The organism is Nocardia huaxiensis (assembly GCF_013744875.1).
In the GTDB taxonomy this organism is placed as follows: Bacteria; Actinomycetota; Actinomycetes; order Mycobacteriales; family Mycobacteriaceae; genus Nocardia; species Nocardia huaxiensis.
On the sequence record NZ_CP059399.1, the window covers coordinates 7,475,172 to 7,490,224 of the forward strand.

At 67.2% G+C, this 15,053-nt stretch carries 15 protein-coding genes; 8 read left to right on the top strand and 7 right to left on the bottom strand.

The features are described from left to right. Positions 1-22: 22 nt before the first annotated feature. The 3 genes from H0264_RS34230 to H0264_RS34240 form a co-directional block, all read right to left on the bottom strand. On the bottom strand, positions 23-232 hold the full coding sequence (locus H0264_RS34230; protein ID WP_244976033.1) for a hypothetical protein: 210 nt from the start codon (positions 230-232) through the stop codon (positions 23-25). 47 nt (positions 233-279) lie between these two features. Continuing rightward, complete coding sequence (locus H0264_RS34235) at positions 280-1,428, bottom strand: 3-ketosteroid-9-alpha-monooxygenase, oxygenase component (protein WP_181581369.1); 1,149 nt, start codon at positions 1,426-1,428, stop codon at positions 280-282. A gap of 85 nt (positions 1,429-1,513) precedes the next feature. Then, positions 1,514-2,026, bottom strand: a complete 513-nt coding sequence (locus H0264_RS34240; RefSeq protein ID WP_231084453.1) for a flavin reductase family protein — start codon at positions 2,024-2,026, stop codon at positions 1,514-1,516. Positions 2,027-2,270: 244 nt separating this feature from the next. Between H0264_RS34240 and H0264_RS34245 the strand changes: the two genes are divergently transcribed. From H0264_RS34245 to H0264_RS34260, 4 genes are all read left to right on the top strand, one after another. Next, positions 2,271-3,110 carry an IclR family transcriptional regulator gene (locus H0264_RS34245; protein ID WP_338040113.1) on the top strand — a complete coding sequence of 280 codons (840 nt, stop codon included), beginning with the start codon at positions 2,271-2,273 and terminating at the stop codon, positions 3,108-3,110. Positions 3,111-3,147: 37 nt separating this feature from the next. Further along, positions 3,148-3,783, top strand: a complete 636-nt coding sequence (locus H0264_RS34250; protein ID WP_181581371.1) for a PadR family transcriptional regulator — start codon at positions 3,148-3,150, stop codon at positions 3,781-3,783. 80 nt (positions 3,784-3,863) lie between these two features. Continuing rightward, entirely contained in the window at positions 3,864-5,582 is a 1,719-nt protein-coding gene (locus H0264_RS34255) for an MFS transporter (protein WP_181581372.1), read from the top strand. Positions 5,583-5,725: 143 nt separating this feature from the next. After that, positions 5,726-6,958 (top strand): bifunctional 3,4-dihydroxy-2-butanone-4-phosphate synthase/GTP cyclohydrolase II, encoded by a 1,233-nt coding sequence (locus tag H0264_RS34260; protein ID WP_181581373.1) that lies wholly within the window; start codon positions 5,726-5,728, stop codon positions 6,956-6,958. 91 nt (positions 6,959-7,049) lie between these two features. Here H0264_RS34260 and H0264_RS34265 read toward each other — a convergent pair whose 3' ends face one another. Beyond that, positions 7,050-7,643 (bottom strand): TetR/AcrR family transcriptional regulator, encoded by a 594-nt coding sequence (locus H0264_RS34265; RefSeq protein WP_181581374.1) that lies wholly within the window; start codon positions 7,641-7,643, stop codon positions 7,050-7,052. Between the two features lie 52 nt (positions 7,644-7,695). Between H0264_RS34265 and H0264_RS34270 the strand changes: the two genes are divergently transcribed. Both H0264_RS34270 and H0264_RS34275 read left to right on the top strand, forming a co-directional pair. Then, positions 7,696-8,544 (top strand): alpha/beta fold hydrolase, encoded by an 849-nt coding sequence (locus H0264_RS34270; RefSeq protein WP_181581375.1) that lies wholly within the window; start codon positions 7,696-7,698, stop codon positions 8,542-8,544. Positions 8,545-8,628: 84 nt separating this feature from the next. Further along, the gene (locus H0264_RS34275) at positions 8,629-9,495 is read left to right on the top strand and encodes an alpha/beta hydrolase fold domain-containing protein (RefSeq protein WP_244976034.1); all 867 of its coding nucleotides are present in this window, start codon (positions 8,629-8,631) and stop codon (positions 9,493-9,495) included. On the opposite strand, the gene H0264_RS34280 is transcribed toward H0264_RS34275, so the two are convergent. Then, positions 9,483-9,860 (bottom strand): MmcQ/YjbR family DNA-binding protein, encoded by a 378-nt coding sequence (locus H0264_RS34280; protein ID WP_181586047.1) that lies wholly within the window; start codon positions 9,858-9,860, stop codon positions 9,483-9,485. The two genes, H0264_RS34275 and H0264_RS34280, sit on opposite strands and share 13 nt — an antisense overlap. A gap of 287 nt (positions 9,861-10,147) precedes the next feature. Between H0264_RS34280 and H0264_RS34285 the strand changes: the two genes are divergently transcribed. Next, the gene (locus H0264_RS34285; RefSeq protein ID WP_181581377.1) at positions 10,148-12,451 is read left to right on the top strand and encodes an ATP-binding protein; all 2,304 of its coding nucleotides are present in this window, start codon (positions 10,148-10,150) and stop codon (positions 12,449-12,451) included. A gap of 10 nt (positions 12,452-12,461) precedes the next feature. Here the strand turns inward: H0264_RS34285 and H0264_RS34290 are convergent, their stop codons facing one another. Beyond that, entirely contained in the window at positions 12,462-13,613 is a 1,152-nt protein-coding gene (locus H0264_RS34290; RefSeq protein ID WP_220139897.1) for a serine hydrolase domain-containing protein, read from the bottom strand. A 282-nt stretch (positions 13,614-13,895) separates the two neighbouring features. On the opposite strand from H0264_RS34290, the gene H0264_RS34295 reads away from it, so the two are divergent. Further along, positions 13,896-14,288 carry a hypothetical protein gene (locus H0264_RS34295; RefSeq protein WP_181581379.1) on the top strand — a complete coding sequence of 131 codons (393 nt, stop codon included), beginning with the start codon at positions 13,896-13,898 and terminating at the stop codon, positions 14,286-14,288. Here the strand turns inward: H0264_RS34295 and H0264_RS34300 are convergent. Next, positions 14,263-15,051 (bottom strand): CPBP family intramembrane glutamic endopeptidase, encoded by a 789-nt coding sequence (locus H0264_RS34300; protein WP_181581380.1) that lies wholly within the window; start codon positions 15,049-15,051, stop codon positions 14,263-14,265. The two genes, H0264_RS34295 and H0264_RS34300, sit on opposite strands and share 26 nt — an antisense overlap. Between the last annotated feature and the right edge of the window lie 2 nt (positions 15,052-15,053).

Consider the following 15,053-nt stretch of genomic DNA (forward strand, 5'->3'; position numbering starts at 1 on the left):
CAAGCCCCCGAACCCCCATAGCTCAGGCCAAGGTTCGGCCGCGGGTGCGGACGTCGATGTCGCGGGTCCTTACTGCGAGGTCGCCGGATTCCACTGCTGCTTCGATGCTGGCTCGCAGGTTGGGGCAGGTGTGGGGGCGGAGGCCGGTGGGGGGCAGGCCGGTGCAGGTGGCGACGGCGGTCGGGTTCCATTGGACGCTGGTGTGCTGGGGGCTGAATTTCTCGACCAGCACGCATGTTCCGCAGGATCGGCACGAGACCTTGTCCATGGCAGCTGCTTTCAGTGGGAGGCGGCGGTTTCGGCGTCGCGCTTGGCGAGGTTGTCGGCGACTTCCTTTTCCCAGGCTTGGACGGCGCGGGTGGTGTCGACCTCGAATTCGAAGCGGGTGGTCATTTCCTCGGTGACGGCGGCGGCATCGGTGTAGAACTGCTCGTACCAGCGGCGGAGCTGGTAGACCGGGCCGTCTTCCTCGCACAGCAGCGGATTGTTGATGCGGGACTTGCGCTTCCAGATGGCGGCGTCCTGCTCGAAGCCCTTGCCGAGACCGTTGACGAAGGCGTTGGCGATCTCCTCCGCGCGCTCGGCGGTCTGGCCTTCGGGCTTGCGGGCGATGGCGCCGTACTGGAGGACGAAGCGGTTCTCGTCGATCGGGTAGTGGCAGTTGATGAGGTAGCCCTCGACCGTGAGGCCCGGGGACTCGCTCTTCAGGTAGTCGATCATGTAGGAGGGCCCGTAGTAGGACGCCTCGGAGGTGAGAACGTTCTTGCCGCCCAGCGCTTTCGCGGTTTCGCCCATCATGTCCTCGCGGGACACCGAGGTCATGTACTGGCTGGCGGTGTGGCCCTCGAACACATTCTTGAAGAAGGTCGGGAACCCGTAGTGCACGTAGAAGAAGTGCGCCATGTCCACCACGTTGTCGACGACCTCGCGGCAGTTGGCGTCGACGATCATGGTGTTCCAGGTCCAGTCGGTCCACTCGTCGTCGAAGGCGGCGTCGATGCGCGGGATCGCGACCTCGGCGGGCGGCTGCTTGCCCTCCGGGTCGTTCCAAACGAACAGCTGCTTGTTCTCGACCATGGTCGGCCACGCCTTGGTGCGGGCCAGCGGGGGAACCCGGCGCGCGTACGGGATGCCGGTGCACTTGCCCTTGCCGTTCCAGCGCCAGTCGTGGAACGGGCAGGCGATGGAGTCGCCCTTGACGGTGCCGTCGGCGAGGTTGCCGCCCATGTGCGGGCAGAAGCCGTTGAGCACGTTGAGGGTGCCGTCCGCGGCCGCGAACACCACCAGCTCGGTGCCGAATGCCTTGACGCTGTGCGGTTTTCCGTCGCGGAAGGAGTCGGCCAGGCCCAGGCAGTGCCAGCCGCGCGCGAATCGAGCAGGCGGGGCGCCCGCATCGATGACTCGCACCTCACCGTCCGTGGTGGTCATGTGAATTCCTCTCCCTTGCCTTGCTTCGATGGTTGCGGCCGGTGTGACGCCGGTGACAATGGCTGTCCCACTGGCCGGGAGGTAGCTACTGGTTGGCGAGACGGCCGAAGGCGGCGCGGTAGAACAGCAGCGGCGGCGCGTCGGAGTGCTCGTTCAAGCCGGTGACGCGGCCGATGACGATGGTGTGGTCACCGCCGTCGACCTCGTCGTGCAGTTCGCATTCGATGGTGGCCATGGCCCCGGTGAGCAGCGGCGACCCATTGGCGCTCACGGTCCACTCGACGCCCGCGAACTTGTCCGCGCCCGGCCGCCCGAGCTGCCGGCAGATTTCGGTCTGATCGTCGGCGAGGATGTTCACGCAGAACTTGCCCGCCGCCCGAATCCGCGGCCAGGTGCTCGAGGTGCGCGCCGGGAAGAAGCTCACCAGCGGCGGTTCGATGGACAGCGACGCGAACGACTGGCACGCGAAGCCGACCGGTTCGCCGTTGTCGAGGGCGGTGATCACGGTGACTCCGGAGCAGAACCGTCCGAGCACCGCCTTGAAGGCTTGCGGATCGATCTCCCGGGACGCGCGGTCCGCCTCCAGCACCGGTTCCACGGCATCTCCTTTATTTCGGTTCGAAATATGGCTAGCCGTCATAACAGCAGGTCAGCGCCGGGATGCGTCAATATCGTGGTTCGGTCACCGAGACAGGAATCCGTAGAGCGGGCGAAAACCTACGTAGTTCTCCCGATTCCCCCGTATGTGGTCCAGGGCACTGTGATGGGTAGCACAAGGTCCGAAACCGGCACATGCCTAATCGGAATACTCCTAGACTGGATATCTGCCAATGGAGGTACATATGTCCGTCACCCTGATGCCCCCGGCAGAAGCACGAAGCATCGCTCACAACCCCATGCGCGCCAAGGAATCTCGTACTCCCAGCGCCGAAGTCCCGGTCTCGATGATCGAGCGCATGACGCTCATCCTGGACGCCTTCGACGCCTCCACCCCCACCCTCACGCTGCTCGGTCTGGTCGAGCGCACCGGGCTGCCGCGGTCCACCGTGCACCGGATCCTCGATCAGATGATCAAGCTGCGCTGGCTGGCGCACACCTCCGGCGGCTACCGCCTGGGCATGCGCGCTCTCGAACTCGGCGGACTCACCGCCGACCACAACGAGATTCGCGATGCCGTCAGTCCACTGCTGCACGAGTTGAGCCAGCGCACCGGCATGGTCGGTCACCTGGCGGTGCTGGACGGACGCGATGTGGTGTACCTGGACAAGGCCGGCGGCCGCTTCGCCGCGAGCCTGCCGACCCGCCTCGGCGGCCGGATGCCCGCGCACGCAACAGGTGTCGGCAAGGCCATGCTCGCCTGCCTGGAGCCCAATATCGCCGAGGCCGCGCTGCGCACCCGCCTGCCGCGCCTCACCCCGCGCACCATCTGCGAGCCCGAGGCGCTGGCGCGTGAGCTGCAGCAGATCCGGCTGCGGCAGGGCGTGGCCATCGACCGCGAGGAGGCCGTCGTCGGAATCGCCTGTGTCGCAGCGCCATTGCGCGGTCGCGGCACCGCTCCGGCCGCGCTGTCGCTGTCGGGTCGCGCCGACGGCATGAGCTTCGACCGGCTGGCCCGCGTCGTGCTCGAGGTGGCGCACGAGGCCGGCCGCACCCTGTTCCCGCGTCGCGCCCACTGGCGTTGAGCGGAGACGACAGGTGCGGGGGCGATACAGTTCAAGCATGATCGATGCTCACGGCGATGAGCAGGAGAGCATTCCGGAATTGCCCACCACGGCGTGGGCGGTGCTCGGAATGCTCTCGCACGCAGAGGAACTCTCCGGCTACGACCTCAAGAAGTGGGCCGACTGGAGTTTGCAATTCTTCTACTGGAGTCCGTCGTTCAGTCAGATCTACGCCGAACTCAAACGGCTGGAGAAACACGGCTTCGCGACCTCGCGCACCGTGGTCTCCGAGGACGGCATGCGCGGAAAACGCATGTACGCCATCACCGAATCCGGCCGCGCGGCCGCCTCGCACTGGGTCAACCACTCCCCCGTGGAAGCCCCGGTCCTGAAACACAGTGTGATGCTGCGTGCTTGGCTAGGTCATCTGGCCCAGCCCGAGCGCATGCGCGAAATCCTCAACCAGCACATCGATTACGCGGAAACCATGCGCCGCCGCGCGCAAGCCGACGCCGACGGCGCGGAGGTGAATCCGGACTGGGCCTACCCCAGCGCCGTATTGCGCTGGTGCGTCCGCCATTACGAGGCGGAAAAGCAATTCGCCGAAGATCTGCTGGCCGATCTCGACAAATTGGCGAGAAAGCGTAGCCGCCGAAAAGGTGCGGGCAAGCAGAATTCCCAAGATTCCCACTGAACGGGCTCGGTTATTCTCGGTGACCTTCGGGCGTGACACGGTTCACACATCGTGTCAGCTCTACCCCTGAAGGACGCACTATGTCCACCTCCGTCGATACCGCGGTGCCACCTGGCCCCGTAGACGACACCGGCCGCCTCGATGGTGCGTCGAAACTGCGGATCTTCTCGGTTCTCGCGGTGATCGTGCTCTTCACCGAGGTCGCACCCATGCAGTACGTCATGGTGTCGGCTGCCCTGCGTCAGATCGCGCCCAGCTTCCCCACGGTGGCCGGCGCGAACCTGAACTGGGCGATCATCATCTTCGGTGTCATCGGCGCCGCCGCTTCGCCGATCATCGGCAAGCTGAGCGACATCTGGGGCAAGAAGAAGATGTTCCTCACCTGCGGTGTGCTGTTCCTGATCGGCTGCGCCATCTGTGCGGTGACGACCAGCTGGATGCTGTTCCTGGTGGGTCGCGGCCTGCAGGCGACAGCCATTGCCACGGCGGTGATTTCGTACGGTCTGATCCGGGATCTCATGCCGCGCAAGCTGGTTCCGGTCGGCCTGGGCATCGCGTCCACGGGTCTGGGCGTGTCGGCGCTGGCCGGTCCGCTGATCGGCGGCTTCATCGTGGAGCACTACAGCTGGCGGGCCATCTTCTGGTTCCTGTTCATCTTCACCGTCGTGATGATTCCGCTGGTCATGGTGGTCGTGCCGGAGTCGAAGCTGCGCACGCCGCAGCGCCTGGATCTGGTGGGCGCGGCGCTGCTGGGCACGGGCCTGATCCTGACCCTGATCTACCTGGACAACGGACAGCACTGGGGCTGGACCGAGCCGACCACGCTCGCGTACCTGATCGGCGGCCTGGCGCTGCTGGCGCTGTTCCCGATCGTGGAACGCAAGGTCGGCAATCCGATCATGGATATGAAGCTGCTGTTCACCCCGCGCGTGAGCGTGGTGCTGTTCGTGGCGCTGCTGGCCTCGTTCATGATCGGCTATCAGTCCTACGCGGTCGGCTACATGACGCAGTCGCCGCCCGCCTCCGAGGTCGTCGAGCAGGTGAAGGCCGCCACCTGGGAACAGGTGAAAACCGGTGCGCTGCAACAGGCGCAGGCCCAGGCCGAAGCGCAGGCCAAGGCGCAGCTGCCGCCGGGCGTGGAACTGCCGCCGGGTGCGGTGCAGGTGCCCGAGGAGATGGTGCTCTCGCAGCTGCCGCCGGACATGGTTCAGGTGGAACTGGATCCGGGCTACACCTACGGCGACGGGTTCAGCCTGCTGAAGTTCGCCACCCACATCGCGCTGCTGCAGGCCCTGATCGCCATGGTGTGCGGGTTCCTCGGCGGTCTGTGGATTCGCAAGTCCGGCGGACGGGCTCCGCTGGTGTTCACGCTGGTGTTGTTCGTCGGCACCGGTATCGCCTACGCGGTGCTCGGGCACGGCTGGCTGGTGCTGGCGGCGATCAGCGCGGTGTTCGGCATCGCCTTCGGCCTGTACTACGCGGCGACACCCAACCTGATCGTGGAAGCCGTTCCGGCCGAACAGCAGGGCGTCAGCGCGGGCATGCTGGGCGTCATGCAGGCCATGGGCGCGGCGGTCGGGCTCGCGGTGGCCACGGCCTTCCTGAACGACAGTCCGGTCAAGGCGGTGGTGTCGGTGACCGGCGCTCCCCCGGTCACGAAGGAGATTCCGCTGCTCTACTCCGATCGCGGTTATGAGATCAGCTTCTGGTTCATCGTGGGTTCCTCGCTGATCGCGCTCATCGGCGCGTTCTTCATGAAGCACGGCCGCACCCCCGCCACCGGCGGCACGGCGCATTGACCCTTCGATCGAATGGATACGGCCCGTGGGTTTTCCCGCGGGCCGTATCCATTGAGCGGGACCCCACCTCGTTGTTCCGCGCCTCGCATATTTCGATTAGGAATATGGCCGACATCCCGTGCGGCCGGAGGAGGTGGTCGACGATGACCGGTGAACTCGACACGATCGCGGCCGCGGTGGCCGAGATCGCGCGCGGCGGCATGGTGCTCGTGGTGGATGACGAGAACCGCGAGAACGAAGGCGATCTGATCCTGGCCGCCGAGAAGGCGACCGCTCAGAACATCGCCTTCCTGGTGCGCCACACCAGCGGTGTCCTCTGCGTCCCCATGACCGGAGAGGATCTGGACCGCCTGCACCTGCCTCCGATGACAGCGGTCAACGAAGACCCCAAGGGCACAGCCTATTCCGTCTCCGTCGACGCCGTTTCCGGTGTGAGCACCGGCATTTCGGCCGCCGACCGCGCCCACACCATGCGCCTGCTCGCCGACCCCCGCACCACCCCCGGCGATCTGTCCCGCCCCGGCCACGTCTTCCCGCTGCGCGCCAATCCCCGTGGCGTACTGGGCCGTCCGGGCCACACCGAGGCCGCCGTCGACCTCATGCGCCTGGCCGGCCTGCGCCCCGCCGGCGTCATCGCCGAGGTGGTCAATGACGACGGCAGCATGGCCCGCCTCCCCGAACTCCTGGTCCTCGCCAAGGAGTGGAACATCCCCATCATCTCCATCGAGGACTTGATCGAGCACCGAAAGTCCTTGGAGCACGCCGTAACCCGGGTCGTGGAAACCCGCCTCCCCACCCGCCACGGCGATTTCCGCGTGATCGGCTACGCCGACGAACACTCCGGCGCCGAACACCTGGCCCTGGTCTACGGCACCCCCGGCAGCCGGAACACCTTGACCCGCATCCACTCCGAGTGCCTCACCGGTGATGCCTTCGCCTCCCTGCGCTGCGACTGCGGCGAACAACTGGACGCCGCCCTGGCAGCCGTAGCCGCCGAAGGCTCCGGCATCGTGGTCTACCTACGCGGCCAAGAGGGCCGGGGCATCGGGCTGCTGAACAAACTCCGCGCCTACGAACTCCAGGACGAAGGCGCCGACACCGTTGACGCCAACCTGCGACTGGGCCTCCCCATCGACGCCCGCGACTACCGCGCCGCCGCCCAGATCCTCACCGATCTGGGCGTGGCCTCCGTGCGCCTGCTCAGCAACAACCCCGCCAAACACTCCAGCCTCGAATCCCACGGCATCACAGTCGATTCCCGCATCCCCCTGCAAACCTCCCCCACCGAACACAACGTCCACTACCTCCGCACCAAACGCGACCGCATGCGCCACGCGCTGACCTCGATCGAAGCCGCCGTAGCTATTCGTCGCTGAATTCCACCAACTCCCAGCTGCGGGGTCTCGGCGGGCGACCGCTGCGCGTGCTTCCCATGCCAGCCGGTTTCGGGTCTGAGTGGAGCGGTACTCACCGGCGTTCGGCGAGGACGGTGTCGATGCGGGCGGCCAGGGTTCGGCCCGCGGCGTGCAGGGGCTCTGGGGAGCGGAGGGTGCGGCTGAGGATGAAGGCGCCTTCCAGGGCTGCGAGGGTGGCGAGGATGAGGTCGCGGGCGGTGGGCTCGTCCAGGCCGCGGCGCACGAAATAGGTTGTGCCCTGGGCGATCCAGGAGTTGATCACTTCGGCGGCCACCTCGCGGAGGGCGGGTTCGCTGTCGGCCACTTCGCCTGCGACCGTGCCGACGGGGCACATGTTCATCCAACCGGATTGTTCGATGGTTTCCGCGGCGGCTTCGAAGGCGGCGGGGATGGCCGTTCGGAGATCGTCGTGCGGGTCCATCAGGAGCGGGATCAGCTGGATGTAGGCGGCGCCGGAGGTGCGCAGCGCCTCGGCGGCGATTTGGAGTTTGCCGCCGGGGAAGTGGTGGTAGAGCGAGCCCATGGGGGCGTTGGCCGCCGCGGTGATCTGTTTGACGGTGATTGCGCTGTAGCCCTGGGTGCGCATGAGTTCGGCGACGGCGGTGACGATGCGGTCGCGGGTGGTGGTTGACAGGTGACCGGGCATGGAACCAGACTAGAGCAAACGCACTAGAGTAAATGCTCTACTGGAGGAAATCATGCCGGTTGCCGATATTTCCGCAGGTCGGATCCACTATGTCGAGCGAGGCGAGGGACCGGCGGTGGTGCTGCTGCACGGTCTGCTGATGAATCACACGGTGTGGGACGACGTCATCGGGAAGTTGCCGGAGGGGTTCCGGTACGTGCTGCCGGACCTGCCGCTGGGGGCGCATCCGGAACCGATGCGAGACGGGACGGATCTGAGCCTGCACGGGTTGAATCGGCTCATCGCGGAGTTCCTCGAGGCCCTGGATCTCACCGATGTGACTCTGGTGCACAACGATTGGGGTGGCGGGCTGTTCCTCACCGCGTACGGACTCGACCACCGCGTGGGGCGGCTGATCATCACGCCGTGCGAGGCGTTCGGCAACTTCCCACCCGGATTGCCCGGCAAGACATCGGCTGTGGCCTCCTATCTGCCCGGCGGCGTGGCGCTCGCACTGCGGCAGCTGCGGGTGTCATGGCTGCGGAGTTCCCCGCTCATGTTCGGCTGGATGGCGCGCAAGCCGCTGTCGGACGAGATGGTGCGCGGCTGGACCGAACCCGGATTGCGGGACAAGCGAATTCGGCGAGATCTGCTCGCCTACACGCGATCCGGTTTCCGCAAGCCCGAGCTCATCGCGAATACCGAAGCGCTGCGCGGATTCTCGGGTGACGCCCTGGTGCTGTGGTCGTCGGCGGGCAAGGTCATGCCGCGCGAGCACGGCCGCGCACTGGCCGAGCTCCTGCCGCACGGCCGCCTGGTGGAGATCGACGACGCCTACGTGCTGTCGATGCTCGACCAGCCCGCCGCCGTCGCCGCCGCCATGTCGCGGTTCCTGACCGAGGCCGGCAGCCGCGCCCAGTAGGGTCGATGCCATCGAGTGCGCAGCGAGATGGAGGCGATGGTGCCGAGTTTCCTCAGTCGCCGGGTGATGCCGGGTTATCTCCGGGTGACCCGAGCCAATCGGGCCTATATCGACACCGAACGCGCGCGGGCGCATGTGCGCGAGAACAGCATCCGGCCACAGCCGTACGCCCCGCCCCGCCGGCTGCGCTCGGATATCGCGATCGAGGTGAGCCGGGAGGCCGGATTCCCGGTCTACACGCTGACCCCGCGCTCGGGCCGCACGAGCGGCAGCGTCGTGTACATCCACGGCGGTGGCTGGGTCAATGAGATCAAGCCGCAGCATTGGGCTTTGGCGGCCGATATCGCCGCGCGGGCCGCGACCACCGTGACCGTGCCCGTCTATCCGCTGATCCCGTTCGGGACCGCGGGCCAGGTCGTGCCCGCCATGGCGAAACTGGTGGCGGACAATGTCGCTCGCTACGGCGCGGCCTGCCTGGCCGGGGATTCCGCGGGCGGGCAGATCACGTTGTCGGCAGCGGTGCTGCTGCGCGACGAGCAGCAGCTGAAACTGCCTCGCACCGTACTGATTTCGCCCGCGCTGGATCAGTCGCTGCGCAATCCGGAGATCGACGTGGTGCAGCCCAGTGATCCGTGGCTGGGCAAGGCGGGCGCGCGGGTGTTCATCGAATACTGGCGCGGCGACCTGCCGGTGGATGATCCGCTGGTGAGTCCGCTGGCCGCGGATCTGCCGGGCCTGGGCCCGCTCACCATCTTCTGCGGCACCCGCGACATCGTGCATCCGGATACCAAGCTGCTGGTGGCCAAGGCGCGGGCGGCCGGGGTGGAGGTCGACTACCACGAGGGGCGCGATCTACTGCACGTCTACCCGCTGACGCCGACCCCGGAAGGGAAGGTCGCGCGAAGACTCATTGTCGAGCGCATCCGCGAGGCGCTCGTTCACACCGTCTGAGCCGGATTCTCGGCCAGCCATTTGCGCGCCCGCGTCGCCGACGCCCGCGACAGCCAGGCGTCCTCAACGACCTCGGTCAGTTCCCGCACACTCAACTCGCCCAGCCGCGAGGCCCGCACCAGCACCGACAGATGCCCCTTGAAGTGCGGCGTCGTGAAGAACGGCGAGTCCGGATCCTGGGTGAGCGCGAGCTTGTCGTCCTCGGACGGCACCCAGAAGATGATGACGTCGTCGTACCGTTCGCCGGTTTCCGGATCGCAGGCGTCCTTGCTCGGCGTGCGGAAGTAGATGAACGATTTCCGGCCGACCTGATAGATCGGATTGGCCATCGACCCGTGCTCGACGGTCACGTGCGGCATGCCCATGGCCAGCTCGTGCACGTCGGCGAGCCGGGCGCGGCGTGGTTTCGGCACGCTGCCGAGTCTAGGCGAGCGAGTGGGCCGGACAGGGTCCGGCGGCCATAGCGGGGACACATCAACCAATGCATCACCGGCATGAATAGTCCGGACAATCCGGACAATCAACCGGCGTGCGCCCAGCTCGCCGCGCCCTGCACTGTCGGTTGCGGCACACCGGCTTATCACACGCTCCCGAGCTGGTTTTATGCACCGGCGCTGGCCCGGACAGCTGCTCATCGCCTAGGTTGGGAGCCATGGCGCGGCGTGTCACCGGAAACCTTCCTGCGGAGGTCACCAGTTTCGTCGGCCGCCGCGATGAGCTGGCTACCGCGAAGCGACTGCTGCCCACCACCCGGGTGCTGACCCTGCTCGGCCCCGGCGGCATGGGCAAGACCCGACTGTCCCGGCAGATCGGGCAACTGGTGGCCCGCGCGTTCCCGGACGGGGTCTGGCTGGTCGAACTGGCCGACGTGCTCGACCCGAACCTGGTCACCCTGAGCGTCGCCGAGACGCTCAGCCTGCACGACGAATCCACCGCCCCGCTGCCCCGGCTCACCGAATTCCTGGCGGACAAGCGGCTGCTGCTCATTCTGGACAACTGCGAGCATCTGATCGAGGCGTGTGCGGCGCTGGTCGGCCGCATCATCGCCACCACGCCGGATGTGCGGGTGCTGGCCACCAGCCGGGAGGTGCTGGGCATCCCCGGCGAACAGGTGATGCCGGTCCCGCCGCTCACCGTCCCGGACCCGCACGCCGACGCGGAAAGCGATGCGCTGCAACTGCTTACCGAACGCGCCACCGCCGCCAATCCGGCCTTCCGGCCGACACCGGCGAATCATGCCGCACTGGAAGAGATCTGCCGTCGGCTCGAAGGCATGCCGCTGGCACTGGAACTCGCGGCGCTGCGACTGCGCATGTTCACCCCCGAGCAGATTCTCGACCGGCTCGACGACACCATGGGACTGCTCAGCGCCGGACCGCGCACGGCCCCGCACCGGCAGCAGACCATCGAGGGCGCGATCCGCTGGAGCTACGACCTCTGCACGCCCGCCGAACAGCAACTGTGGGAACAGCTTTCGGTCTTCGCGGGCGGCTTCGACATCGACGCCGCGGAGACCGTCTGCGAGCTCGGCGGCGCATCGCTCATCGACGCGCTCACCGGGCTGGTGGACAAATCCGTGGTGATGCTGCGTTTCGAGGATGAGCAGGCGCGGTATTCCATGCTCGAGCCCATCCGCCAGTTCGCCGCCGACCGGCTCGCCGAACGCGGGGACGAACAGCGGGTGCGGACGCGACATCGCATCTATTACCGGCAGCTGGCCATGCGCGGGCAGACCGCGTACTGGACCGCCGACGATGTGGCCTGGTTCCGGGATCTCGGGCGCGAGCACGCGAATCTGCGTGCGGCACTGCGCTCGGGCATGGTGGACGAGCCGCTGGCCACCATGGAGACGGTGACGGTCTTGCGGCCGTTCTGGGAGCATCACCGGTTCCTGTCCGAGGGGTACCGGTGGCTCGTTGAATCGTTGCAGCACAATCCGGAACCGACGCTGGCTCGGGCGCGGGCGCTGTCGTCGGCCGCGTCGCTCGCCGCGCTGCTGGGCGATCGGGATTCGGCGGCGCGGCAGGTCACCCACTGTCTCACGCTGATCGATGCGCTCGGCGATACCGACATCCTGCCCGAGGTGGCGCTGGATCGAGCGCTGCTCGCCTTCGCCGAGGGGGATCGCGAGCATTCCCTCGAGCTGGCGCGCAGCGGGATCGAGCTGGCCCGCACGCACGGACAGCGCGCGATCGAAATGGACAGTCACGCATTCGCTTTCATGTGCGCGCACCTGCTGGAAGCACCCGATCGGAGCGAGATCGCCAAGGACTTCGTGGCCATCACCACCGCTTCCGGCTCCCATCTGCTGGGCGGGCTCGCGTTGTGGACCATGGGCCTGGACCATTGGCGGCTGGGCGATCTCGACGCCGCCACCGGCTACCACACGCGCGCGATTCAACAGCTGGCCTTGTTCGAGCGGTGTGTGTGGCTGTCCTCGGCCTTCGAGGGTCTGGCGTGGACGGTCTCCGCCCAGGGCGAACACGATCGTGCCGCCCGTCTGCTCGGAGCGGCGGAGTCCTTGCAGCGCAGCACGATCCGGCTCGCACACACCATCACCATCGCGGTGGGCGACAAGGAACGCGAGAAGGTGCGAGAAGCCTTGGGCGAGGACACTTTCCGCGCCGCGTTCGGCGCCGGGGCCAACCTGCCGCTCGAAGAGGCGATCGATTACGCACTGCGCCGCACCCCGGCCCCGGCCGTGGTGACGCCCGCCCCGGCTGCTCCGAAACCGGCCGCCCGCAAGTCATCCGCGGTCGGGGAAGCCAATGTCCTCACCCGCCGCGAGCGGGATGTGGCCCGGCTGGTGGCCGCCGGGCACAGCAATAAGCGCATTGCCGCCGATCTGGTCATCTCCGTGCGCACCGCCGAAACCCACGTCGAGCACATCCTCACCAAGCTGGGTTTCACCTCACGGACCCAGGTGGCGGCCTGGGCGCACGAAACCGGTTTGTAGACAGAAGTTTTCAGTTCTCCGCGCAGAGGGCCGCGTCGACGACCCGCAGTACATCGGCCGTGCCCTGCGAGTTCGCGGGAACCTGATTGACGCTCACCGTCGCCGATCGACCGTCACCGGTGACGCCGCCACGCGTCTCGAATCCATCGATATCCCCGCCGTGCCCCCAACTGTCCTTGCCGCAGGACAGCCGAGTGCGCAGGAGGCCGAGGCCGTATCCCAGCGTGCTGTCCGAAGCATCGAGGGGCACAGTCGTTTTCATCTCCGCCAGCTGAGCGGGCGGCAGCAGCTCCCCGGCCAGCAGCACGGTGAAGAACCGATTCAGATCCGCGCCCGTCGACACCATGGCTCCGGCAGCTCCGGCCAAGGACACATTCTGATCCGTGTAATCGACCAGCCGGCCGTCGATGTCCTTGTAGCCCAGCGGATGTGAGCCGCGGATCGCGGTCTCGTCCGGATCCGGATAGTAGGTGTCGTGCAGCCCGAGCGGCTCGATAATGCGCCGCATGATCTCCGCGCCCAGCGAGCCGCCGGTCACCTTCTCGATCACCATCCCCGCGACCGCGTAGTTGGTATTGCTGTACGCCCACCGTGCGCCGGGCTCGAAATCAGCGGGCGCGGTCAGCACATTGCGCACCACCTCGGCCACATCCGCCCGGCTCCACCGCGCCTGCTCGGTGGACATGTCGACCTGCCCGGGCCGCGGGTCCGCCCCGAACTCCGCCGCATACTCGGGCAGTCCGCTGGTGTGCTGCAACAGATTTCGAATGGTGATCCGACGCCCGTCGATCCCCGGTCCCTGAACCACCCCCGGCAGATACCGCTCCACCGGCGCATCCAATTCCACCTTCCCCTCCCCTGCCAGCTGCAGCATGACCGTCGCCACGAAGGTCTTGGTATTACTGCCGATCCGCACGCGAGCGTCGTCCGGAAACGGCGTCCTCCGCTCGAGATCACCCGCCCCCGCGCTCATCCGCAGTACCCGCCCGTGCGCACTGACCACCACCTGCGCGCCAGGCAGCCGGTCCCCGGCGACCAGCTGGTTCAGCCCGGCAGCCACCTCCGCCTGCCCGGCCGCACCGATGACCGTCCGATCGGCAGCAGTGGAAGCGCACGCCGCACTGCAGACCAGCAACGTTCCAGCGACCACCGCGAATGCCAACCTCCGATGATTCCCTGTACCGCGCAACTCGATCCCTTCCATCCGGTTTCGATCACGCTACGAAAATCGCGGGCAACACCCCACCAGGCAAACACCCCACTTTCCGGTGGTGCTCACCCCACCACACCGGCGCCGGTCCGCCGTCCTGATCGAGTGCCGTGTCAGTGACTCGTCAGGGTGATGTCAGGTCGGTGTCAGGCGGCGCGGTCAAGGTGTGTTCATCGAACGAAGCGGCCGGGACCGATCCGGTTGCTGCACACCGAAACTGAAGGAGTACACACCATGTCGATCACGCTCTCCGCCGAGAACATGACCGTCGTCCGCACCGCCGCTTACGGCGCGGTCTCGCTGGTTGCCGCCGCCGATGTGAAGTCGCACAGGGCCGCCGCGGCCGGCACCGTGGCGTTGACTTCGGCCACCGGCTTGGTCGGTCATGTGCTGGCGGCGAAGTCCAAGGACATCAAGCTGACCGGGAAGTCGGTCGCGGAACTCGCGGATCAGGTGTTCCCGGCTCTGGCCGACGCCGTGGCACTGCTCGAGCAGACGGATCCGGCCGAAGCGGGCAACTTCCGCAATACCGTGCTGTTCGCCATCGCCGCCGCCACCGGTAGCAACCCCACACCGGTCGCCGCCGAGATGGCTCGGAAGATCACCGCCGCCATGGGTATCGCCTGAAACTCGGCGGGAGAGACGACCCAGCGAGCGTGACGGTGGCGACGACGGCGGTCACTACGCCGATGGTGATCGTGGTGACCGGCTTGTCCAGGTCCGGCATGTAGGCGGAGACGATGTTCAGGGTGGCGTGCAGCAGGATCGCGGTCGTCACGCCATGACCGGTGCGGTTGTGCAGCCAGACGATGAGGACCCGGGCGGCGATCGTGACGAGCGCCCAGCCCGCGATCCATGCCGCCGAGTGCCCGGCCTGCGACCATCCCACCAGATGCCATGCCGCCCAATAACATCCGAGCCCGAGGCCGGTGGCGAGCGCCCCGAATCGCCGCTGCAGCGGGTCGGTGGCGTAGGCGGTCCAGCCCAATTCCTCACTGGCCGAGGCCAGGAGGAACACCACGATCACCGCCGGGGCCGCGAGCAATGCCAGGGGTAAGCCGGATTCCACCTGCCCGGTCCACCGCAGCAGCAGGTACGACACCGATCCGATCGCGGGCATGAGCAGTACAGCCGACAGGTACCAGCGCATTGCGGCGCGCGGCCGATCCACCACCCGCCGAAGCAGAGCCGACACCGCTGCTCCCCCGCTGTCCCGCCAAGTCAGCCCGACCGCGACGGCGCTGGGCAGCAGCAGGATCGCCGCGCTACTGGGCAGCGTCAGACCGCCGATCCGCAATCCGCCCGAGAGCGCGCCCAGCACATACAACGGAATCGACAGTGCCGCAACGAGAGTCAGGAACAGCAGTGGTCGTGCGCGGGGCTCGTCCACGC

Bases quoted from the DNA above. Each gene is read 5' to 3' on its own strand.
- H0264_RS34235 (WP_181581369.1), bottom strand. From the start codon at position 1,428: ATGACCACCACGGACGGTGAGGTGCGAGTCATCGATGCGGGCGCCCCG.
- H0264_RS34245 (WP_338040113.1), top strand. From the start codon at position 2,271: ATGTCCGTCACCCTGATGCCCCCGGCAGAAGCACGAAGCATCGCTCAC.
- H0264_RS34250 (WP_181581371.1), top strand. From the start codon at position 3,148: ATGATCGATGCTCACGGCGATGAGCAGGAGAGCATTCCGGAATTGCCC.
- H0264_RS34255 (WP_181581372.1), top strand. From the start codon at position 3,864: ATGTCCACCTCCGTCGATACCGCGGTGCCACCTGGCCCCGTAGACGAC.
- H0264_RS34260 (WP_181581373.1), top strand. From the start codon at position 5,726: ATGACCGGTGAACTCGACACGATCGCGGCCGCGGTGGCCGAGATCGCG.
- H0264_RS34265 (WP_181581374.1), bottom strand. From the start codon at position 7,643: ATGCCCGGTCACCTGTCAACCACCACCCGCGACCGCATCGTCACCGCC.
- H0264_RS34270 (WP_181581375.1), top strand. From the start codon at position 7,696: ATGCCGGTTGCCGATATTTCCGCAGGTCGGATCCACTATGTCGAGCGA.
- H0264_RS34280 (WP_181586047.1), bottom strand. From the start codon at position 9,860: ATGGGCATGCCGCACGTGACCGTCGAGCACGGGTCGATGGCCAATCCG.
- H0264_RS34285 (WP_181581377.1), top strand. From the start codon at position 10,148: ATGGCGCGGCGTGTCACCGGAAACCTTCCTGCGGAGGTCACCAGTTTC.
- H0264_RS34295 (WP_181581379.1), top strand. From the start codon at position 13,896: ATGTCGATCACGCTCTCCGCCGAGAACATGACCGTCGTCCGCACCGCC.